Source organism: Leucobacter sp. OLIS6 (assembly GCF_002752355.1).
Lineage (GTDB): Bacteria > Actinomycetota > Actinomycetes > Actinomycetales > Microbacteriaceae > Leucobacter.
The window spans coordinates 175229-195942 of the sequence record NZ_MRAV01000001.1; the positions used below are offsets into that span (position 1 = coordinate 175229).

Sequence of the window (20714 nt, forward strand, 5' to 3'; positions counted from 1 at the left end):
TGTGGAGCGAAGTCAACCCCGTGTGGTTCCGCACGTTTGCGATCTACGCTTCGACCATGCGTTTCATACCGGCCTCCAGCGATGACCCGCTCCTATCGGCCGATCGTGTGCACTGGTGCCGGCTGGTGAATCCGACCCGCGCCGAGCTCGACGCCGCACGCGAGCGGCATGGTCTGCACCCGCTCATCGTGGAGGACCTCCTCGGTGGACGCCAGCAGCCGAAAGCGGAGCGGTTCGATGGGCATCTGAGCCTCTTCGTCTGGGATGTGCACCGGCGCGGACCCGGCCCGGCGACGACGGATGTCGACCTCGTTCTGATACTGACCGCGGATGTGCTGCTGATCGTGCAGCGCGGCGATGCCGAGGAGGTCCGGCCGCTCGATGCGCTCCTCGCAAAGGCGGGCCCGGTGCCGGTGGATTCTCCGATCTCGGCGGCCTATTGCGTCCTCGAGGCGGTCGTTCGGGACTTCGTGGATCTGGGGACTCGGGTAGAGACCGACCTCGATGAGCTCGAAGCCGAGGTCTTCGACAGCGAGGTCCGGGAGGACTATCGGAAGATCTATCGGCTCCGGCAGCAGATCGGGCGTATCGATCGGGCTGTTCGGGGGCTGTCGCACGTGCTGGACGAAGCCCATTCCGACATTCAGCGGGCGACCGCTCGTCAGCCCGAGCTCAGGCCCTACTTCCGCCATCTCGAGAACGATGCGCGCGGGGTCGCCGAGCTCACGGCCACCGAGTACGCCTCGCTCGACGCCATCGTCTCGAGTCACGAGAGCAATGTGGCGGCTCGACAGAACCAGGACATGCGCACGATTTCCGCGGTCGCGGCACTCCTTGCGATCCCGACCGTCATCGCCGGCATCTATGGCATGAATTTCAAGAATCTTCCCCTGGTGCAGTGGGAGGGCGGCTGGATCGTCATCGGAGTTCTGCTGGCCGTCGTCGACCTGGGTGCCTATCTGATGTTCCGTCGCCGTGGTTGGCTGGGACCCGAACGGCCATCGCAGGAGTAGCGCCGGATTTCGTCGAGACCGAGTTCGTGGGGGGGGGGAAGCTCCCATCGCGAACCCATTCCCGGACTCGTGTCAGCATATGATCGACTGGCGCCCGATGCTCGCGGCGCACCATCATCACCGAACGAATTGGTACCCGTATGTCGCACCCGCAGCAGCCCGTCGATCCGAGCCAGCCCCAGGCCCAGCAGCAGCCGGCCCAAGCGCCGCTCCCGCAGCAGCCCTACCAGCCGCCGCAGGCGCCCCAGAAGAAGGCCATCACGGCGATGCGCCAGGGCGTCATCTCGATCATCACGGGCGGCGTCTCGCTCTTCCTCTTCCCCGCGATCCTCGGCACGATCGGCTTCATCGTCGGCATCTCGGCCATCGTGCTCTCGATCAAGGAGATGAACGCGGGAGCGAAGAATCCGGCGCCGCTGATCCTCGGGATCCTCGGCACCATCATGGGCGCGGTCGGAGTCGGCGGGGCGCTCCTGCTCCAGTTCGCCCGATAGGGCCCGCGGTGCCGGTGATCCGGTACTCGGGGCCGATCCGCGAAGTCGGATTCGCCCCTAGCGTCGAAGGGTGACCGTGCAGATCCCTTCGACCCGACCGACCCGAGCGGGCCGTGCGCTGACCGCCGCCGCCGCGCTCGCCCTCGCCGCCGCGCTGGCGATCATCTGGGCGGGGCGACTCCTCCTCGAGCGACCCGTCTACGTCAGCGAACTGGGGGCGGAGGAGCCGACGGCCCGGTGGTTCAAGTACGCCCTGCTGCTGATCGTGTTCGGAGGTGCGATCGTCGCCTGGCGGGCGAGGGGCGTTCGCCTGCGGCGACGGGACGCGATGTTCGTGCGGCCGGCGGTGCTGCTCGCGATCTCCTCCGCCTGCTTCTTCGTCGCATCCCAGGAGCCCTGCACTTCGGGGTGCCCGATCCCGTTCGCGGACGAGATCCGCTGGCAGGACCTCGTGCACACCTCTTCGGCCGTGATCGCCTTCGGGGCCGCGGCGCTCGCGATGCTGGCGGTCGCGTGCAGCGACGCGGACCGGTCGCTTCGCCGAATTTCGCTGGGGGCTGCCGGCTCGGTGGCGGTGATCGCTGCGACCGGCGGGATCTTCTCGCTGCTGCGGTTCCGCACCGACATCGGCGGCCTGCTGGAGTTCGTCGCGACCTCGATCGGGGTGCTCTGGCTGCTGTGGTTCGGGCTCCGAGTGCAGGCCGGTTCCGGCCGGAGCCGCTCGATCGCCGCGACCGTGCACGCCCCGGCCGGACCGGGGCGTGCACGGCGCGGCCGCGGCCGGAGCGCTGAGACTAGCCCTGCACCGCGGCGAAGCGGCGCTGCACGTCCTCCCAGTTGACGAGGTTCCAGAACGCGTTCACGTAGTCGGCGCGCACGTTCGCGTAGTCGAGGTAGTAGGCGTGCTCCCAGACGTCGAGCTGCAGCAGCGGCGTGACACCCATGGGGGCGTTGCCCTGCTGGTCGAAGAGCTGGAAGATCACCGGCCGCTTGCCGAGCTCGTCCCACGCGAGCACCGACCAACCGGAACCCTGCACGCCGAGCGCGGTCGCCGTGAAGTGGGCGCGGAACCGCTCGATCGATCCGAAGTGCTCACCGAGCGACTCGGCGAGGGCGCCCTCGGGATCTCCGCCGCCGTTCGGCGACAGGTTCTCCCAGAAGATGCTGTGGTTGAGGTGCCCGCCGAGGTTGAAGGCGAGGTCCTTCTCGAGCTTGTTGACGTTCGCCAGGTCGCCGCTCTCGCGGGCGTCGGCGAGCTGCGCGAGCGCGGTGTTCGCGCCGGTCACGTAGGCCTGGTGATGCTTGGAGTGGTGCAGCTCCATGATCCGCGCCGAGATGTGGGGCTCGAGGGCGCTGTAGTCGTAGGGCAGGTCGGGAAGGGTGTATTCGGGCATTGCGATTCCTTTTCTGTCGGCCGCGACGGGTGGCCGCGGCGGGTCGGGGTGCGCGTCGGACGCGCGGCTCAGAGCACGGATCCGGCGTTCCGGAAGGTGCGATCGAGGTAGATCATCGGCTGGGTCGCAGGTGCCGGAGCCTCCGTGAGGATCTCGACCACCTCCGCGACGACGAGCATCGAGGAACCCACCGGGACCTGCTGAATGCTGCGGCTGCGGAGCGCGACCCGCACGCTCTCGAGGTGGGGTTCGCCGGTGTCGAGCGTGCGCCAGCCCTGCGCGGTGGTGAAGCGCTCGCCGCCGGACACCGCGAATTCACGGGCGATCGGCGCGTGCCGGGCGTCGAGGAGGTGGACGAGGAACGAGTCGGCCGCGAGGATCCGCCCGGCGCTGCCGGTGGTGCGCGTGACCGAGAAGACGAGTGCCGCGGGATCGACGGCGACGGAGGCGACGCTGGAGGCGGTGAGGCCGACCGGCCCCTCGGGCGTCGCCGCGGTGATGAGGGCGATGCCGGCGGGATGCTCCCGGAACGCGGCCTTGAACTCGGTCGCGAGGTCGGTGGCGGTGAGGGTCATCGGGCGTTCTCCAGTGCTGCTGCGGGGTCGGGGGCCGAGGGGGCTTCGTCGGACACCGGGTCGGGCGCCGCTGCGCAGCGGAGCAGCTCGGCTCGGTCGGCGATCTTGGTGCGCTCCCGTTCGCGGATCGCGCCGAGGGTCCGTTCGGCGGTGTCGATCCGCAGCCACCCGGCCCAGTCGACCCGGGCGTCGAGGCGCGAGAGGAGGGTTTCGCGCTCGGCCGCGGGCGCGCGTTCGGCGCCGCGCCCGGGGCGCGATCCACCGGACTCGAGGTCGGCGAACAGGCTCGCGACGGTCTCCGCGGCATCGGACTTGGTCGAGCCGATGAGGCCGACCGGTCCGCGGCGGATCCAGCCGGTGGCGTACAGCCGGGGGATCGGCGCGCCGCCCGGGTCCAGCACGCGTCCGTCGGCCTCGGGGATCCGCCCGAGCGCCTCATCGAACGGGACGCCTCGGACCGGGGAGGATCGGTAGCCGATGGTGCGGTAGACCGCACCGACCTCGTGCCGGACGGTCTCGCCCGTGCCGGCGTACCGGCCGAGCGCGTCGGCACGCGTGCGTTCCGCTTCGAGGGCGGTGACGCGGTCCGGCCCGATGAGCCGCGCGGGCTGCTGCCCGAAGTGGAGGTGCACGCGGCGCGAAGCGGTGCGGTCGGCGGGATCGATCGCCGCCCATTCCCGCAGCGTCTCGACGATCAGGCGCCGCTGAGTGAACTGCGCGATCATGCGTTCGGTGTGCTCGTCGGGTCCGACCTCGGCGGGATCCACGATCACGTCGACGTCGTGCCTGGTGCCGAGCTCGCGCAGTTCCAGCGGTGAGAATCGCACGTCGGCGGGGCCGCGCCGGATGAGCAGGTGCAGGTCGCGCAGCGGGTTCTGCGCGAAAGCGGCCTCGACGTGGTCGGGGATGTCGGTGTGCGCGAGGTGCTCGGCGTGGGTGATGAGCATGCGGGCTACGTCGAGCGCCACGTTGCCGGCGCCGATCACCGCGACGGATTCGGCGTCGAGCGGCCACTCGGGCGCCGCGTCGGGATGGCCGTCGTACCAGGCCACGAAGTCGGCGCCGCCGAAGGATCCGGGCAGGTCGGCGCCGGGGATCCCGAGCTCCGCATCGCGGTCGGCGCCGGTGGCGAGCACGACCGCGTCGTACGCGTTCCGGAGCTCGTCGATCGTGAGGTCCGCGCCGATCTCGACGTTGCAGTGCAGCCGGATGCCGGGATGCTCGAGCACGCGGTGCAGCGCGTCCTGGATCTTCTTGATCCGGGGGTGGTCGGGCGAGACCCCGTAGCGCACGAGGCCGTAGGGGGCGGGGAGCTTCTCGAACAGGTCGACGCGCGCCCCGGGGTCGCGGGCGAGGATCAGGTCGGCGGCGTAGACGCCGGCCGGGCCGGCGCCGACGATCGCGATGACCGGCGCGGCCGTGGCGGCCCCGGACGCTCGATCGGGGGAGGCGGCCGTCATACCGTGACCTCCTGCGGGGGCAGGGCCGCCACGATCGGGTGATCGCCCGGGATCGGTCCGGTGCGCGCGGCTCCGCCCGGTGCTCCGGCCTGGTCGAAGAACTCGACGTTGGCCCGGTAGTAGTCGGCCCAGACCTCGGGCAGGTCGTCCTCGTAGTAGATGGCCTCGACGGGGCAGACGGGTTCGCAGGCGCCGCAGTCGACGCACTCGTCGGGGTGGATGTACAGCATCCGATCCCCCTCGTAGATGCAGTCGACGGGGCACTCGTCGACGCAGGCGCGGTCCTTGAGGTCCACGCACGGCAGCGCGATCACGTAGGTCACGCGCACCTCCTTCGTTCGGCATCGGGTCCCGGAATCGGCCCCGCTCCGGTAGGCTAAAACCTCAAGTCGGCTTGAGGTCAAATCGAAGGGGTGGGCGATGGTCGCGGAGCGCATGCACAGTCCGGAGGAGCTGCTGAGCGTCGGCGAGATGAGCCGGCGCACCGGGGTGCCGGTCTCCTCGCTGCACTACTACGAGGGGCTCGGGCTCATCGCCTCGCAGCGGACCGCGGGCAACCAGCGTCGGTACCCGCGCCACATGCTGCGCCGCGTCGCGCTCATCTCGGTGGCGAAGCGGCTCGGGATCCCGCTCGACGACGTGCGCGACGCCTTCGCCGACGTGCCGCTCTCGACCATGCCGAGCCATGAGGACTGGCAGCGCGCCTCGCGCCAGTGGAAGAAGACGCTCGAGCAGCGCAGGCGGGGGATCGAACGGCTCGAACAGGAGCTGACCGGCTGCATCGGCTGCGGCTGCCTGTCGATGAGGGCCTGCAACCTGCTGAACCCCGACGACGAGCTCGGCGAGACCGGCTCGGGTGCGCGGCGCGTGCCCGTGTGACCGCGCGGTCGCTACGATCGGGGGCATGGCACCGGAGCGCAGGCGGCAATCACGTCCGATCATCGTCGTGGGTGCCGGCGTCGTGGGCGCGGCGATCGCGTGCCACCTGGCCCGCGAGGACCGCCCCGTGGTCGTGCTCGACGGCGCCCGACCGGGCAGCGGCGCGACCGGCGACTCGTTCGCGTGGATCGGGCTCGCGAAGAACCGCGCCGACGTCTTCGCGGATCCGCTGCGGCAGCTCGGTGCCGAGGAATTCGACCGGCTCGTGCAGGACCTGCCCGAACCGGTCGGCCTGCGACGGTCGGGCGCGATCACCTGGGAGGACACGGTCGCGCGGACCCGGGCCTTCGTCGCGGCCCACCGCGCCCGCGGGCACGCGGTCGAGCTGCTGAGCGCTGCGGCCGCGCTCGAACGGGAGCCCGCGTTGCGCTGGGCACCGGACGTCGTGGCCTTCGCGCCGGACGACGGAGGTGTCGACCCCGTCGCCCTCACCCGGGCCATGCTCCGCGATGCCGAAGCGCACTGCGCGGAGATCCGGCTCGAGGAGCCCGTCGGATCCGTCATCGTCGAGGAGGGGCGCGTCGTCGGCGTCGAGACCTCCGCGGGCGAGGTGCGCGGCTCGACGGTCGTGCTGGCCGCCGGAACGGCGATCCCTGCGCTCGCCGCGACCGCCGGCGTGCGCGCAGAGGTCGAGAGCTCCCCGTGCGCGCTGATCCGGTTCCGGACCCCGGAGCCGCTGGTGCGCGGGATCCTCTCGACCCCGGACTTCGAGATCCGGCAGCTCGACGACACGACGCTGATCGCCGCCGAGGACGTGCCGCCCGGGTTCGACGGCGACCCGCGCGAACTCGCCGAGCCGACGCTGCGCGCGATCCGCGAGGAACTGCGCGGCGGGGACCGGGTCGAGCTGATCGACGCGGTCATCGCGGATCGACCGATCCCGGCGGGCGGGCGGCTGCTCGGTTTCGCCGACGGGATCGACGGGCTGTACCTGGCCGCGGTCCACCCGGCGATCATGCTCGCGGGTGCGATCGGCGCCCGCGTCGCGCGCGATCTCGCCTGAGCGCTCGGGAACGGCGGTTTCCTGACTTCAGTTAGGATCGTGTGAGCATCTCCCGACCCGCGCCTACCGGAGGCGCACGCATCCCCCTCGGAGCCCGCACATGAATTCGAACGACTGCGTACTCGCCGCGACCGGATCCGGCCTCCCGCTCGGGCCGATCCTGCTGATCGCCGCACTCCTGCTCGTGGTGGGCGCCGTCGTGCTGCTCGCGGTCTCGAAGCGCACCCGCGCCGCGCTCGCGACGCTCGCGGTCGGTGCGATCCTTGTCGGCGCCCTGGGGATGCCGGCCGACCCCGCCCAGGCCGCGAGCGGTTCGGATTCCTGTGCGAAGCCGACGCCGACCACGCCGATCGACCCGGATCCTCAGCCGACGCCGACGCCGACGCCGACGCCGACGCCGACGCCGACGCCGACCCCGACGCCGACGAAGAAGTTCCCCGACCTCGCGGCTTCCACCGTGTTCCCGAAGGGGGAGCTGGAGATCGGCTCCGAGGGGTCGATCGTGTACACGGTGCGCAACGCGGGAGCCGTGGCCACGACGGCGCCGATCGATGCGACCATCTCGCTCGCCCCCATGTCTCCGTTCGCGCTCGTGTTCGATCATGCGACGACCAGCGCGACCGTCGACGGCAGCACGATCACCGTGAGCAATCCGACGGTCTCGGTGACCGGCACCGGCACCGCGACCAACCCGTTCGAACTGCGCATCGGCGCGGTCCTCGAGCCCGGAGACTCGGTCTCCGTGGCCATCGGGATCCGGGTACCGAAGGGTGCCGCAGGCGCGTCCGGATCGGCCGATCTCTTCATCACGAAGGGTACGGGCGGTGGAGAGCGCCCTGCGACCAACAACCTTGCGACGGCGCTGCTGCGCGCGGCCCCGGCTGCGCAGGGCTGCACGGCGATCAATGACAAGTCCGCGACGGCCGATACCGACGGTGACGGCGTCGTCGATGCCTGCGACCTCGACTCCGACAACGACGGCATCCTCGATAGCGAGGAGGACCTCGATCGCAACGGCCGGTTCCTCGACGACGACACCGAGGGCGACATCCTGGTGACGCCGGTGCTCGGCGACGGGGTGTCCGCCGCCTTCGATCTCGACTCCGACAACGACGGGATCCTCGACCTGATGGAGGGGCGTCCGTTCACGCGGGCGCAGATCGATGCGTTCGACGCCGATCGCAACGGCGTGTTCGACGCGGGCCAGGCGTTCGGTGCGAACGGGCTGCTGGATGCGCTCGAGACCGCCCCCGATTCCGGAGTGCTGAAGCCCGAGTTCGTGTCGATCCGCAATACCGACGGAGATGACAAGCCCGACTTCGTGGATCTCACGAGCAACGGGACCGATCTGGACCTCTACGCGATCGGACGGTCCGATCTGGATCTCCTCGGCGGCGGGTTCGTCTCGGTCGGGGTCGACGCGGATCGCGACGGCATCCAGATCGGGGTCGACACGGACCTCATCGTCCGGGGTGCTCCGGCGTCGCCGTACTCGCCCTATTCGAGCTGAGCCGCCGTCTCGGTTCCGGTCTCGACCGGCGGCAGGAACGCCGCCGCGATCCAGGTGGTGATCGGCATCGCGAGCACGAGGCCGATGCTGCCGCAGAGGGTGCGCACGATCTCGGTCACCAGGTCATCGCCGGTCAGCGTCGAGAGCAGCGGCCGGTCGGTCAGGGCGAGCAGGATCAGGACCCCGAGGGATGCGCCGGCGTAGGCGAACACGATCGTGTAGACGGTCGAAGCGATGTGGTCGCGGCCGATGCGCATCGCCCGCTTCGCGATCTCGCCGCGTCCGAGGTGCGGGGCCGCCGCGCGCAGCTCCCAGACCGCGGAGGCCTGGGTGATGGTGACGTCGTTCAGCACCCCGAGCCCGGCGATGATGATCGCGCAGGTCAGCATGCCCCGGAAGTCGATGCTCCCGGCGACGCCCGAGAGGCGCGCTGCGGCCTCGTCGCCGAGCCCGCTGAGCCGCGTCGCGTGCACCGCGAGGGTCGAGATCCCCGCGGTGATGAGGATCCCGCACAGCGTCCCGACGAGCGCGGCCGTGGTGCGCAGGTTGGGGCCGTGCACCGGGTAGAGGATGATGAACACGATCGCGAAGGAGCCGACGATGCCCACCAGCGCACCGGGTGCACCGGTCACGATGGCGGGCAGGACGAAGGCGAGGATCACGCCCCCGCTGAGCGCGAGCGCCCCGAGGGCGAGCAGGCCGCGCAGGCGCCCGACGGCGAGCAGCACCACGAGGAACAGTGCCGAGAGCACGACGAGGGCGAGTCCGCGATGGATCCCCGAGATGCTGTAGCTGTAACGCTCGGACGCCGCTCCGTCGGAGGCGCGCGGGTCACCCGCGGGCGGTTCTGCGCGCGGCGCCCCGAGCAGCTCGACGGTATCGCGCGGTTGGAGCCCCGACGATGCGAGCGAGCCGCGGGCCGGGACGTCGATCACCCGGCCGGTGTCCGGCCCGGAGGTGATGCCGATCCCGATCGTGAGGCAGGAGCGGTCGGGATCGGCCCCGGATGTCGCGGCACCGGTCCGCGGCTGCGTCCCGTCGCCGCAGCCGGTGTCGACGCTGACGACCTCGCCCTCGACGAAGATGGTGCCCGGCCCCGCGAACGGCACCCGCTCGATCACCTTGGCCGCTTCGCCCGCGTTCGGCCAGAGCAGCGCGAGTCCGAGGCCGGTGAGGAGCGCCACCGCGAGCAGCAGCGGGAGCGCGACCCGGACGGCGGTGCGGGAGTGCTCGAGGCCCGTCGGCGGTCGTCCGTGGCCGTGCGTGTGCTTGTCCATAATGATTCTCATTATGGACTATGTCGGCGCCCCGACGCGGCCGCCCCGACGCGGCCGCCCCGACGCGGCCGCCCCGACGCGGACGCCCCTACGCGGCGGTGCCGCCCCCGTCGAGCCGCAGCCGGTACCCCATGCCTGCCTCGGTGAGCAGGTAGCGCGGGCGGGCGGGATCCGGCTCGAGCTTCTTGCGCAGCTGAGAGAGGTAGAGCCGGAGGTAGCCGGTGTCGGTGACGTGCTCCGAGCCCCAGATGCTCGTGAGCAGCAGGTGCCGGGTGACGAGTCGGCCCTCGTTGCGCACGAGGAGTTCGAGCACCTGCCACTCGGTCGGGGTGAGCCGGATCGTCTGCGCCGCGCCGTCGACGGTGCGGGTCACGGTGCGCGCGGCGAGATCCACCGTCGTGTCCCCGAACGAGACCACCGGGGTTTGCTCGGGCTGCGCCCGGCGCCGGGTGAGCGCGCGCACCCGAGCGAGCAGCTCGTCGATGGAGAACGGCTTCGTCACGTAGTCGTCGGCCCCGGCGTCGAGCGCCTCGACCTTGTCGGCGGCGTCGGTGCGCCCCGAGACGACGAGGATCGGCACCTCCGACCAGCCGCGGATCGCCTGGATCACTTCGACCCCGTCGAGATTCGGCATGCCGAGATCGAGCAGCACGAGGTCGGGCCGGTGGTCGACCGCGGCTCCGATGGCCTCGGCGCCGTCGGAGGCGACGGCGACGTCGTATCCCTTGGCGGCCAGCGTGATCCGCAGCGCGCGGAGGATCTGCGGGTCGTCGTCGGCGATCAGGATCCTCATCGGGCCTCCTCGGTCGGCTGGGCGGTCAGGCGGGGCAGCGAGACCACCATGGTGAGCCCGCCGCCGGGAGTGTCCTCGGGCTCCAACGTGCCGCCCATGCCCTCGGTGAACCCCTTCGACAGGGCGAGCCCGAGCCCGAGCCCCGTCGAATTGTCGGTATCGCCCAGGCGCTGGAACGGCACGAAGACGTCGTCGCGGCGTTCCTCGGGGATCCCGGGTCCCTGGTCGACGATCCGGATCTCCACCGTATCGGCGAAGCTGCTGGTGGTCACCCGCACGGGTGCGTGCGCGGGAGCGTGGCGCGCCGCGTTCGCGAGCAGGTTCACGACGACGCGCTGCAGCAGCACGGGATCCGCGAGCACCTGCGGCGCGTCCGGGTCCAGATCCAGCTCGACGTCGGACGGGCCGAGTCCGAGCTCGTCGAGCGCGGGCGCGATCACGTCGACCGGGTCGACGGGGATCGGCGCGATGGCGAGCACCCCGGCCTGTAAACGGCTGACGTCGAGCAGATCGGTCACGAGCGCGGCGAGCGATCCGAGGCTCTCGTCGGCGGTCTCGAGCAGTTCGGCGCGATCCTCGGGGCTCAGCGCCGACCCCGCTGCGCGGAGTCCGCCGACGGCGGCCGTCGCCGCGGCCAGGGGCCGGCGCAGATCGTGGCTGAGCGCCGAGAGCAGGGCGCCCCGCACGCGGTCGGACGCGGCGATCGGGGCGATCTCGCTCGCGACCTCGGTGAGCTCGCGCACCTCGAGCGCGGCCTCGAGCTGCGCCGCGAGCACGGTCAGGAGCCGGTGCTCCGAGGCGGCGGGCTCGGGGCCGTCGAGCTCGAAGCGAGCGGTCGGACCGACGGGCAGGCTGACGGTCGCGGGGCCGGCGACCGGGATCCCGGAGGACGCGATGAGCACGTCTCCGTCGCGCAGCTGCGCACCCGTCCGGGCGAACGCCTCGCGCGCGCGATCCACGATCGCCTGCACCGCGTCCTGCCCCCGGATCACGCTGCCGGCGACGGTCTGGATCAGCTCGGACTCTGCAGCGGATCGGCGTGCGGCGCGGCTGCGCCGTGCGGCACGGTCGACGACGATGCTGACGAGCACCGCGATGATCACGTAGAGCAGCAGCGCGAGCATGTGCAGCGGGTCGGCGATCGACACGGTGTAGAGCGGCCGGATGAAGAAGTAGTCGAGCGTGAGGCCCGAGAGCACGGCGGCGAACAGGGCGGGCCAGATGCCGCCGACGATCGCGACCACGACTACGAGCAGCTGGTAGCTGAGCACGTCGCTCGTGATCGACTCGGGGCTGCGGGTGAGGCTCAGCGCCCAGGTGAGCAGGGGTCCTCCGGTGAGCGCGACGACGAGGCCTGCGATCCGCCGTTTCGCGGTGAGCGCCCCGCCTCGGCGGGGGAGCGCGCGGCGGCGGCCCGCCGCGGCGTGCGTGACGATGTGCACGTCGATGTCGCCGGACTCGCGGATCACGGTCGCGCCGATCCCGGGGCCGGTGAGTGCCGCGGAGAGGCGCCCGCGCCGGCTGACCCCGACGACGAGCTGCGTGGCGTTCACCGAGCGGGCGAAGTCGACGAGCGCCGTCGGCACGTCGTCGCCGACGACCTGGTGGTAGGTGCCGCCCAGCTGCTCGGCGAGTGCGCGCAGCTGCACGAGCTCGCCCGGCCGGGACCCTGCGAGGCCGTCCTGCGTCGTGACGTGCACGGCGATCAGCTCGCCGCCGGACGAGCGGGCCGCGATCCGGGCGCCGCGCCGCAGCAGGGTCTCGCCCTCCGGCCCGCCGGTGAGGGTGACGACCACGCGCTCGCGGGTCTCCCAGGTGCGCTCGATCCCGTGCTGCGCGCGGTAGTCGCGCAGGGCCTGGTCGACCTCGTCGGCGAGCCAGAGCAGCGCGAGCTCGCGCAGCGCGGTGAGGTTGCCGAGTCGGAAGTAGTTCGACAGGGCCGCGTCGATGCGCTCGGCTGGGTACACGAGGCCGCCCGAGAGCCGGTCTCGCAGCGCCTGCGGGGCGAGGTCGACCACCTCGACCTGGTGGGCGCCGCGCAGGATCTCGTCGGGGATCGTCTCGCGCTGCGCCGCTCCGGTGATCTGCTCGACCACGTCGGTGAGGGAGGCGATGTGTTGGATGTTGACCGTCGAGATCACGTCGACGCCCGCGTCGAGCAGTTCGGCGACGTCCTCCCACCGCTTCGCGTTGCGGGACCCGGGGGCGTTCGTGTGCGCGAGCTCATCGACGAGCGCGACGTCGGGCCGGCGCTCGATCACGGCGTCGAGGTCCATCTCGGACAGGGAGACCCCGCGGTGCTCGACCTGGCGCAGCGGTGCGCGGGGCAGTCCCGCCGTCATGCGCGCCGTCGCCGCGCGACCGTGGGTCTCGACCACGGCGATCACGACGTCGCGGCCCTCCGCCGAGAGCCTGACGCCCTCCTCGAGCATGGCGTACGTCTTGCCGACGCCGGGGGCGGCGCCGAGGAGCACGCGGAGCCGTCCCCGTCCGGTCATGCTGCTATCCCTTCGCCGAATCCAACGCTAGGTTCAGCGTGAGCACGTCGACCACAGGCTCGCCGATGAAACCGAGCGCGCGGCCCTCGGTGTGCGCGGCGACGAGGGCGCGGACGCGATCCGCGGAGAGGCCCCGCTCCCGGGCGACGCGTTCCACCTGGATCGCGGCGTACGCGGGGCTGATCTGCGGATCGAGGCCGGAGGCCGATGCCGTGACGGCATCGGCCGGAACCGCGCGCTCGGCGACCCCGTTGAACGCGGCGATCCGCGCCTTGCGCTCGCGGATCGCCGCGACGAGGTCGGGGTTCGACGGACCGAGGTTCGAACCCGACGACGCTCGGCCGTCGTAGCCGTCGCCCGCGGCCGAGGGGCGGGGCTGGAAGTACCGCGGCAGCGGCGCGCCCGTCGGGTCCGAGAAGGACTGCGCGACGAGGGCCGAGCCGACGACCCTGCCGCCGACGTCGCGCACGAGCGAGCCGTTCGCCTGCGCGGGCAGCGCGATCTGGCCGATGCCGGTGACGACGAGCGGGTAGGCGACGCCGAGCACGAGCGTGCAGACCAGCATGGCCCGGATCGCGACCCAGGCCGTGCGGCCCGCGGTGCGGGATGAGACGTTCATTCGATGGCTCCTAGTACGAGGGGGTTCGGGATCAGAATCCGGGGATCAGGCGGACGACGAGGTCGATCAGCCAGATCCCGATGAAGGGCGCGACCACGCCGCCGAGACCGTAGATCAGCAGGTTGCGGCCGAGCGTCTGCGAGGCGCTGAGCGGTCGGTATCGCACGCCCCGGAGCGCGAGCGGCACGAGCAGCACGATCACGATCGCGTTGAACACGATCGCCGAGAGCACCGCCGAAGCGGGGGAGTGCAGGCCCATGAGGTTCAGCGCGGAGAGGCCGGGGAACACCCCCATGAACATCGCGGGCACGATCGCGAAGTACTTCGCGACGTCGTTCGCGATCGAGAAGGTGGTGAGCGCGCCGCGCGTGATGAGCAGCTGCTTGCCGATGCGGACGATGTCGATGAGCTTCGTCGGGTCGGAGTCGAGGTCGACCATGTTGCCGGCCTCCTTCGCGGCCGAGGTGCCCGAGTTCATCGCGACGCCCACGTCCGCCTGCGCGAGCGCGGGGGCGTCGTTCGTGCCGTCGCCCGTCATCGCCACCATGCGGCCGCCGGCCTGCTCCTTCCGGATGTACGCGAGCTTGTCCTCCGGCGTGGCCTCGGCGATGAAGTCGTCGACACCGGCCTCGCGGGCGATGGCGGCGGCGGTAAGCGGGTTGTCGCCCGTCACCATGACCGTGCGGATGCCCATCGCTCGGAGCTCGCCGAAGCGCTCGGTGAGGCCCTCCTTCACCACGTCCTTCAGATGGATCACGCCGAGCAGCCGGCTGTCTCCCGAAGCGCCGCGCACCGCCACGACGAGCGGGGTGCCGCCGCTGCGCGAGATCCCCTCGACGATTCCGTCGAGCTCGGCGCGCAGCTTGCCGGCCGCTGGCGATCCCTCGGCCTCGAGCCAGGCCGCGACCGCGCTGCCCGCGCCCTTCCGGATCATGCCGCCGTCGGGCAGGTCGAGCCCCGACATGCGCGTCTGAGCGGTGAAGGGCACGACCTCGCCGACGCCGTCCGCGTCGGGCCGTTCTCCGGCCCGCTCGGCGAGCTCGACGATCGACTGCCCCTCCGGGGTGGGGTCCGCGAGCGACGACAGGGCCGCGGCGCGCACGAGCTCCCGCTCGTCGACGCCGCTCAGCGGCACGAACGCCGACGCGCGACGGTTGCCGTAGGTGATGGTGCCGGTCTTGTCGAGCAGCAGCGTCGTCACGTCGCCCGCGGCCTCGACCGCGCGGCCCGACATGGCGAGCACGTTTCGCTGCACGAGTCGATCCATGCCGGCGATGCCGATCGCCGAGAGCAGCGCGCCGATGGTCGTCGGGATCAGGCAGACGAGCAGGGCCACGAGCACGGTCAGGCTCACGGGGCTCGCCGCATATGAGGCGATCGGGTTCAGCGTCAGCACGACCACCACGAAGATGATCGACAGTGCCGCGAGCAGGATCGACAGCGCGATCTCGTTGGGGGTGCGCTGGCGGGAGGCACCCTCGACGAGGGCGATCATCCGGTCGACGAAGGTCTCGCCCGGCTTCGACGTGATGCGCACTACGATCCGGTCGGACAGCACCCGCGTGCCGCCCGTGACCGCGCTGCGGTCGCCGCCGGATTCGCGGATCACGGGAGCGGACTCGCCGGTGATCGCGGACTCGTCGACCGATGCGATGCCGTGGACCACGTCGCCGTCGCCCGGGATCAGCTCGCCCGCGGTCACGATCACCGCGTCGCCGAGCCGCAGTTCCGCAGAGGGGATCTCCGCAGTCGCCGCACGCTCGGCGCCGGGATCGGCGTCGGCGTCGTACTGCTCGACGCGGTGCGCGACCGTGCTGGTGCGCGTACGCCGCAGGGTCTCGGCCTGCGCCTTGCCGCGCCCCTCGGCGATCGACTCGGCGAGGTTCGCGAAGAGCACGGTCAGCCAGAGCCAGATCGCGATCGCCCAGGTGAACGGCGCGGGCACCGCGCTGCCGCCCGACGCCGCGGGTCCGCCGAGGAACGGCTCGGCGACGGCGAGAACGGTGGTGAGCGCGGCCCCCAGCCAGACGACGAACATGACGGGGTTGCGCCACTGCTGGCGCGGATCCAGCTTGCGCACCGCGCCGGGGAGCGCCGCCCGGAACTGGGCGGCCGAGAGGCCCGAGCGCGTGCGCCGCACGGCGACGGCCTCCGGGACCTGCTGTGTGGAAACGGACATGGCTATCGAAGCCCTTCTGCCAGGGGACCCAGCGTGAGAACGGGGAAGAACGTGAGGGCCGTGACGAGCACGGTGACGGAGGCGAGCATGCCCACGAACAGCGGGCGGTGCGTCGGCAGGGTGCCCGCGGTCGCGGGGATCCGATCCTGAGACGCGAACGAGCCGGCCAGCGCGAGCACGAGCGCGATCGGGATGAACCGGCCGAGCAGGATCGCGGTGCCGAGCGCCCAGTCGAGCCAGGGCGTGCTCGCCGTCAGCCCGGCGAACGCCGAACCGTTGTTGTTCGCGGCCGAGGTGAAGGCGTAGAGCACTTCAGAGGTGCCGTGCACGCCGTGGTTCAGGATCGACGTGCCGGTGACGCTGTCGCGCACGCCGGGGATCGCGAAGCTCAGCGCCGTGCCGACGAGCACGAGCGTCGGCGAGACGAGGATGTAGAGGCTCGCGAGCTTGATCTCGCGCGGCCCGATCTTCTTCCCGAGGTACTCGGGCGTGCGGCCGATCAGCAGACCGGCCACGAACACCGCGATGATCGCGAGCACCAGGATCCCGTAGAGGCCCGACCCGACGCCGCCGGGCGAGACCTCGCCGAGCATCATGTTCAGCATCGGCAGCATGCCGCCGAGCGCCGTGTACGAGTCGTGCATCGAGTTCACCGCGCCGGTCGAGGTACCCGTGCTGGTCGTCGCGAACAGCGTGGATCCGATGATCCCGAAACGCTGCTCCTTGCCCTCCACCGCGCCGCCCGCCAGCTGCGGGGCGGGGCCGCTGCCGCCGGCCTCGAGCATCAGCAGGATCGCGAAGGACGCCGTGAAGAGCAGCGCCATGACCGCGAGCACCGCGTTGCCCTGGCGGGTATCGCCCACCATGCGTCCGAAGGTTCGGGTCAGCGCGAACGGAATCATCAGCATGAGCACGATCTCGAACAGGTTGGTCCACCCGGTCGGGTTCTCGAACGGGTGCGCCGAGTTTGCGTTGAAGAAGCCGCCGCCGTTGGTGCCGAGCAGCTTGATCGCCTCCTGCGACGCGACCGGACCGCCGGGGATGCTCTGCGTGGCGCCGGCGAGCGTGCGCACCTCGGTGAAGCCCGCGAAGTTCTGGATCACGCCGCCGACGAGCAGCACGAGGGCCGCGACGAAGGCGATGGGCAGCAGCACGCGCACGAGGCCGCGCACGAGGTCGACCCAGAAGTTGCCGATCGTGCCGCCGCGGCGGGCCGCGAGGCCGCGCACCAGCGCAATCGCGACCGCCATGCCGACGGCCGCAGACGTGAAGTTCTGCACGGCCAGGCCGGCCATCTGCACGGCGTAGCCGAGCGTGCTCTCGGGAGCGTAGGACTGCCAGTTCGTGTTGCCGACGAACGACGCGGCCGTGTTGAACGCGAGGTGCTCGGACGGCGCCGGCAGACCGAGCGCCTGCGGGAGCAGCGGCTGCAACCGCTGCATGCCGTAGAGCAGCAGCAGGCCGACGAGCGAGAACAGCAGCACGCTGCGCAGGTACGCCTGCCAGGTCTGCTCGGAGCGGGAATCGACCCCGAGCAGCCGGTAGGCCCCGCGCTCGACGCGCCAGTCCTTCCGCGAGGTGTAGACCCAGGCGAGATAGTCGCCCAGGGGGCGCACGAGCGCGCCGACGACGAGCGCGACCGTGGCGAACGAGAGGAGCGCGAACCACCAGGTCATCAGAAACGCTCCGGCTTCACGAGCGCGACCACGAGCATCACGAGGATCGCGATGCCGAGGATCGCGCCGACGATCTCGAAGACCATCACAGCTTCTCCACCGCCTTCCCGATCAGACCGACGAGCGCGAAGATCGCGATCGCACCGAGCACGGTGACGACATCAAGCACGAGAGACTCCCAGTTGGTGAGGATCGCGGCCCCGGGACGGGGACCGCGCACCGGGCTGCGGCAGCAGGCCTGCGACCGGTGCGAAGCTCATGCAACACCCGTCCGCGGGCTCCGGTTGGCGTCCTCACGGAATCCATACGGGCCGGGGACCAGCGCATACGGATTCCATACGGGGATGTGGAGCCCTCGCGGTTCCCGGGCCCGCGGCGTACCGTGGAAGCCACCGATCGGAGCGGATCATGGCCGGAGCAGCGGGTGCAGCGGGCGCATCGAGCGCGGAACGGCGGCGTACGAGGGCCGCGCGGTTCGCGGCGACCGTGCTCGCGATCCTCGCAGCGACCGGGTGCGCGCAGGCTCCGGAGGCGCCGGTGCGGTCGGCGTCCGCGGAACCGAGCCCGGATGCGCCGAGCCCCTCGGGAAGCGCTTCCGTCGGATGCGACGCCGCGCGGCCCGATCCCGAGCCGACCGGGATCGCCGACCTGATCATCGGCCCGTTGAGCTACGGCGCGGCCGCCGAGGGGATCCGCACCGCGGACGGGCGGCCCGCCGCCCCCGGGCCCGATGGGATCGCCTTCTACAAGATCGGCACCCGGCTCGCGCTCGGCGCGAGCGCCACCGTCGCGATCGGCGACCCGGCCCGCGCGTACGCCGGGATCCGCACCGAGCAGGGGAGCGACGGCGGATACTCCTCCGTCTCCTACGAGGCGTGCGCGCCCGGCGACCCGCGGATCACCGGGGACGACGCGCCAGCCCCGGTGGGCGTCTGGTGGGTCGGCGGCTTCCTGCTGAGGGACCGCGACTCCGCCTGCCTGCCGCTCGAGATCACCGTCGGCGACGACCCGACCGTGCACCGCGTCGATCTCGCGCTGCCGGCCGGCGCGTGCGGGTGAGCGCGCGACCGGGCGCTCGGACGGGTGCGCGGGTCCGCTCAGGAACGGTGCGGCCCGCCCGGAATGCGACGCCCGGGCGACGCGTTGGAACCCGGCGTAGACTCTCCGCGTCGCGCCCGCCGTGCGTGACGCAACCCCGATCCCGAGGAGGCGCATGACGCGCGAATTCCAGAAGCCGATGCTGCAGCCGAGCGCCACGTTCGACTGGATCATCGGAGCCGACGACCCCGCGACCACGCACCGCCTCGCGCAGGAGACCTCCTGGGCCCTGCTCGATCGTGTGCGCAGCGTCGCCGACCCCGAGATCGTCGAGCGCGTCGTGCAGCTCGCGAACGGGCGCGGACTCGAGGACGTCGCCGAACTCTGGTCGCACGCGGGCTCCCACTCGCTCGCGGGTGTGCTCTGGCGCCTGTACCTGATCCGCCGCATCGCAGCCGGAGACCCCGAGGGCACCGCCGACCTGTTCCGGCGCGGAGCCGCGGCGGCCGTCACCATCGACCCCGTCGTCGCGGGCGCCGCCGAACCGGTCACCCCCGAATCGATCGCCGCCCTGTGCGACACGATCCTGCGGGGCGTCTTCGCGGGCGACCTCGCCATCGCGCTCGACCGGGCCGCCGCCTACTGCCGGATCCTCTCGCTCGGCTCCGCAGACCTCGCCGACTCCCGCGATCCCCACGACGACGCCCACGCCGAGCACCTCACCAAGCGCTCGCTCCGCTACGCGACCCTCGCCGAAGAGCTGCACGCCGGCGCTCGCCGCTGGCGCGACGGCAGCCTCGACTGAGCGAGCACGCCCGGGCTGCGCAGCGACTCTTGCGCTCAGCGGCGCCGCGTTAGAATGTTCCTGCCGGGCCGCAGTAACCCCGGGCTCCAAATTCAGCCGCTTCGAGCGGCCTTCCGCCGAGAGGCGTTCTGCGGTCCGGTTCTTTCATGCCCGGGGCCGATCCGCCCCGGGCTTTTTCGTGTCCGTGCGCGCCCTCGGGGAACGGGTCTGCTGACGAGGACCGGGTCGGCTGACGGGGGTCAGATCTGCTGACGCGGACCGGGTCTGTTGACGAGGACCGGGTTTGCTGATGAGGACCGGGTCTGCTGATGAGGACCGGGTCTGCTTGGGGTGATCTGAACCGGCGCTCGACACCGGAACCGGTCCTCGATAGGAGACCCGACCCCGGTCAGCGGGACCGGTTGTCGATACCGGAACCGGTCCTCGACACCGGGACCGGCTCTCGGCAGAGGAGGGCACTCTCGGCATCGGCTGTCGGGCTGTCGGGCTGTCGGGCCGGCGGGCCGGCGGGCCGACGGGCCTCGTGCCAAACCCCGACCCCGACCCCCGAACCCCCCCCGACCTCGAGACACCGACTGCCGGGCCCCAACCCCGAAAACGCGGATGGGCTCCTCCGCGAGAAGCGGAGGAGCCCATCCGTGAGCGGGGAGCGGCTGCTTACCCGAAGCGGCCCGAGACGTAGTCCTCGGTCGCCTGCACCTTGGGCGTCGAGAAGATCGTCTTGGTGTCGTCGAACTCGATGAGCTTGCCGGGCTTGCCGGTGCCCGCGATGTTGAAGAACGCGGTGCGGTCCGAGACGCGCGAGGCCTGCTGCATGTTGTGGGTCACGATCACGATCGTGTACTCCGACTTCAGTTCGTCGATCAGGTCCTCGATGGCGAGGGTCGAGATCGGATCGAGCGCCGAGCAGGGCTCGTCCATGAGGAGCACGTCGGGCGACACCGCGATCGCCCGGGCGATGCAGAGGCGCTGCTGCTGGCCGCCGGAGAGGCCCGAACCGGGCTTGTCGAGGCGGTCCTTGACCTCCTTCCAGAGGTTCGCGCCCTGCAGGGAGCGCTCGACGAGCGCGTCGGCGTCGCTCGCCGACATGCGGCGGTTGTTGAGCCGCACGCCGGCGAGGACGTTCTCGCGGATCGACATGGTGGGGAACGGGTTGGGGCGCTGGAACACCATGCCGACCTGGCGGCGCACGAGCACCGGGTCGACGCCCGTGCCGTACAGGTCCTCGCCGTCGAGCAGCACCTCGCCCTCGACGCGCGCGCCGGGGATGACCTCGTGCATGCGGTTGAGCGTGCGGAGGAAGGTGGACTTGCCGCAACCCGACGGACCGATGAACGCGGTGACGCTGCGGGGCTCGATGTTGATCGAGACCCCCTCGACGGCCAGGAAGTTCGAGTAGTAGACGTTGAGGTCGTTGACCTCGATGCGCTTCGACACTGGG

General features: G+C 71.5%; 21 protein-coding genes. 8 read left to right on the forward strand and 13 right to left on the reverse strand.

Going from position 1 to position 20714, the window contains the following annotated elements; all coding sequences use genetic code 11:
- The first annotated feature begins 56 nt into the window (after positions 1–56).
- The 3 genes from BMH31_RS00785 (at position 57) to BMH31_RS00795 (ending at position 2348) form a co-directional block, all read left to right on the forward strand.
- Entirely contained in the window at positions 57–1013 is a 957-nt protein-coding gene (locus BMH31_RS00785; protein WP_158234926.1) for a CorA family divalent cation transporter, read from the forward strand.
- A gap of 140 nt (positions 1014–1153) precedes the next feature.
- A complete protein-coding gene (locus BMH31_RS15450) occupies positions 1154–1507 on the forward strand; it encodes a hypothetical protein (RefSeq protein WP_158234927.1) in 354 nt (117 codons plus the stop codon).
- A gap of 70 nt (positions 1508–1577) precedes the next feature.
- Positions 1578–2348 carry a DUF998 domain-containing protein gene (locus BMH31_RS00795; protein ID WP_099722844.1) on the forward strand — a complete coding sequence of 257 codons (771 nt, stop codon included), beginning with the start codon at positions 1578–1580 and terminating at the stop codon, positions 2346–2348.
- Here the strand turns inward: BMH31_RS00795 and BMH31_RS00800 are convergent.
- The 4 genes from BMH31_RS00800 to fdxA form a co-directional block, all read right to left on the reverse strand.
- On the reverse strand, positions 2302–2901 hold the full coding sequence (locus tag BMH31_RS00800) for a superoxide dismutase (RefSeq protein ID WP_099722845.1): 600 nt from the start codon (positions 2899–2901) through the stop codon (positions 2302–2304). The two genes, BMH31_RS00795 and BMH31_RS00800, sit on opposite strands and share 47 nt — an antisense overlap.
- Positions 2902–2969: 68 nt before the next feature.
- Positions 2970–3476, reverse strand: a complete 507-nt coding sequence (locus tag BMH31_RS00805) for a flavin reductase family protein (protein WP_099722846.1) — start codon at positions 3474–3476, stop codon at positions 2970–2972.
- Positions 3473–4936 (reverse strand): FAD-dependent oxidoreductase, encoded by a 1464-nt coding sequence (locus BMH31_RS00810; protein WP_099722847.1) that lies wholly within the window; start codon positions 4934–4936, stop codon positions 3473–3475. The genes BMH31_RS00805 and BMH31_RS00810 overlap by 4 nt, the downstream gene beginning before the upstream one ends.
- The gene (gene fdxA / locus BMH31_RS00815; RefSeq protein ID WP_099722848.1) at positions 4933–5259 is read right to left on the reverse strand and encodes a ferredoxin; all 327 of its coding nucleotides are present in this window, start codon (positions 5257–5259) and stop codon (positions 4933–4935) included. The genes BMH31_RS00810 and fdxA overlap by 4 nt, the downstream gene beginning before the upstream one ends.
- A gap of 97 nt (positions 5260–5356) precedes the next feature.
- Between fdxA and soxR the strand changes: the two genes are divergently transcribed.
- The 3 genes from soxR to BMH31_RS00835 all read left to right on the forward strand — a co-directional run bounded on the left by soxR (position 5357) and on the right by BMH31_RS00835 (position 8388).
- A complete protein-coding gene (gene soxR / locus BMH31_RS00820; protein WP_241898068.1) occupies positions 5357–5815 on the forward strand; it encodes a redox-sensitive transcriptional activator SoxR in 459 nt (152 codons plus the stop codon).
- A 25-nt stretch (positions 5816–5840) separates the two neighbouring features.
- The gene (locus BMH31_RS00825; RefSeq protein WP_099722849.1) at positions 5841–6878 is read left to right on the forward strand and encodes an FAD-binding oxidoreductase; all 1038 of its coding nucleotides are present in this window, start codon (positions 5841–5843) and stop codon (positions 6876–6878) included.
- Positions 6879–6978: 100 nt separating this feature from the next.
- A complete protein-coding gene (locus tag BMH31_RS00835) occupies positions 6979–8388 on the forward strand; it encodes a thrombospondin type 3 repeat-containing protein (RefSeq protein WP_158234928.1) in 1410 nt (469 codons plus the stop codon).
- On the opposite strand, the gene BMH31_RS00840 is transcribed toward BMH31_RS00835, so the two are convergent.
- The 8 genes from BMH31_RS00840 to BMH31_RS15805 all read right to left on the reverse strand — a co-directional run bounded on the left by BMH31_RS00840 (position 8376) and on the right by BMH31_RS15805 (position 17650).
- Positions 8376–9665 carry a YibE/F family protein gene (locus BMH31_RS00840; protein ID WP_158234929.1) on the reverse strand — a complete coding sequence of 430 codons (1290 nt, stop codon included), beginning with the start codon at positions 9663–9665 and terminating at the stop codon, positions 8376–8378. The genes BMH31_RS00835 and BMH31_RS00840 overlap by 13 nt on opposite strands.
- Positions 9666–9753: 88 nt before the next feature.
- Positions 9754–10458: a response regulator transcription factor gene (locus BMH31_RS00845; RefSeq protein WP_099722853.1), complete on the reverse strand. Its 705-nt coding sequence runs from the start codon at positions 10456–10458 to the stop codon at positions 9754–9756.
- On the reverse strand, positions 10455–12956 hold the full coding sequence (locus BMH31_RS00850; protein ID WP_099722854.1) for a DUF4118 domain-containing protein: 2502 nt from the start codon (positions 12954–12956) through the stop codon (positions 10455–10457). Before BMH31_RS00850 ends, BMH31_RS00845 begins: the two co-directional genes overlap by 4 nt.
- Positions 12957–12960: 4 nt before the next feature.
- Entirely contained in the window at positions 12961–13575 is a 615-nt protein-coding gene (kdpC, locus tag BMH31_RS00855) for a potassium-transporting ATPase subunit KdpC (RefSeq protein ID WP_099750295.1), read from the reverse strand.
- Positions 13576–13606: 31 nt separating this feature from the next.
- Entirely contained in the window at positions 13607–15754 is a 2148-nt protein-coding gene (gene kdpB, locus BMH31_RS00860; RefSeq protein ID WP_099722856.1) for a potassium-transporting ATPase subunit KdpB, read from the reverse strand.
- 2 nt (positions 15755–15756) lie between these two features.
- Positions 15757–17430: a potassium-transporting ATPase subunit KdpA gene (kdpA, locus tag BMH31_RS00865; RefSeq protein ID WP_099722857.1), complete on the reverse strand. Its 1674-nt coding sequence runs from the start codon at positions 17428–17430 to the stop codon at positions 15757–15759.
- Complete coding sequence (locus BMH31_RS00870; protein ID WP_241898086.1) at positions 17430–17516, reverse strand: potassium-transporting ATPase subunit F; 87 nt, start codon at positions 17514–17516, stop codon at positions 17430–17432. Before BMH31_RS00870 ends, kdpA begins: the two co-directional genes overlap by 1 nt.
- A complete protein-coding gene (locus BMH31_RS15805; protein WP_255350871.1) occupies positions 17516–17650 on the reverse strand; it encodes a hypothetical protein in 135 nt (44 codons plus the stop codon). Before BMH31_RS15805 ends, BMH31_RS00870 begins: the two co-directional genes overlap by 1 nt.
- Positions 17651–17838: 188 nt before the next feature.
- On the opposite strand from BMH31_RS15805, the gene BMH31_RS00875 reads away from it, so the two are divergent.
- Positions 17839–18489, forward strand: a complete 651-nt coding sequence (locus tag BMH31_RS00875; RefSeq protein ID WP_099722859.1) for a hypothetical protein — start codon at positions 17839–17841, stop codon at positions 18487–18489.
- A 154-nt stretch (positions 18490–18643) separates the two neighbouring features.
- A complete protein-coding gene (locus tag BMH31_RS00880) occupies positions 18644–19273 on the forward strand; it encodes a hypothetical protein (RefSeq protein WP_099722860.1) in 630 nt (209 codons plus the stop codon).
- 657 nt (positions 19274–19930) lie between these two features.
- Here BMH31_RS00880 and pstB read toward each other — a convergent pair.
- The gene (gene pstB / locus BMH31_RS00885) at positions 19931–20710 is read right to left on the reverse strand and encodes a phosphate ABC transporter ATP-binding protein PstB (RefSeq protein ID WP_099723480.1); all 780 of its coding nucleotides are present in this window, start codon (positions 20708–20710) and stop codon (positions 19931–19933) included.
- Positions 20711–20714: the final 4 nt, after the last annotated feature.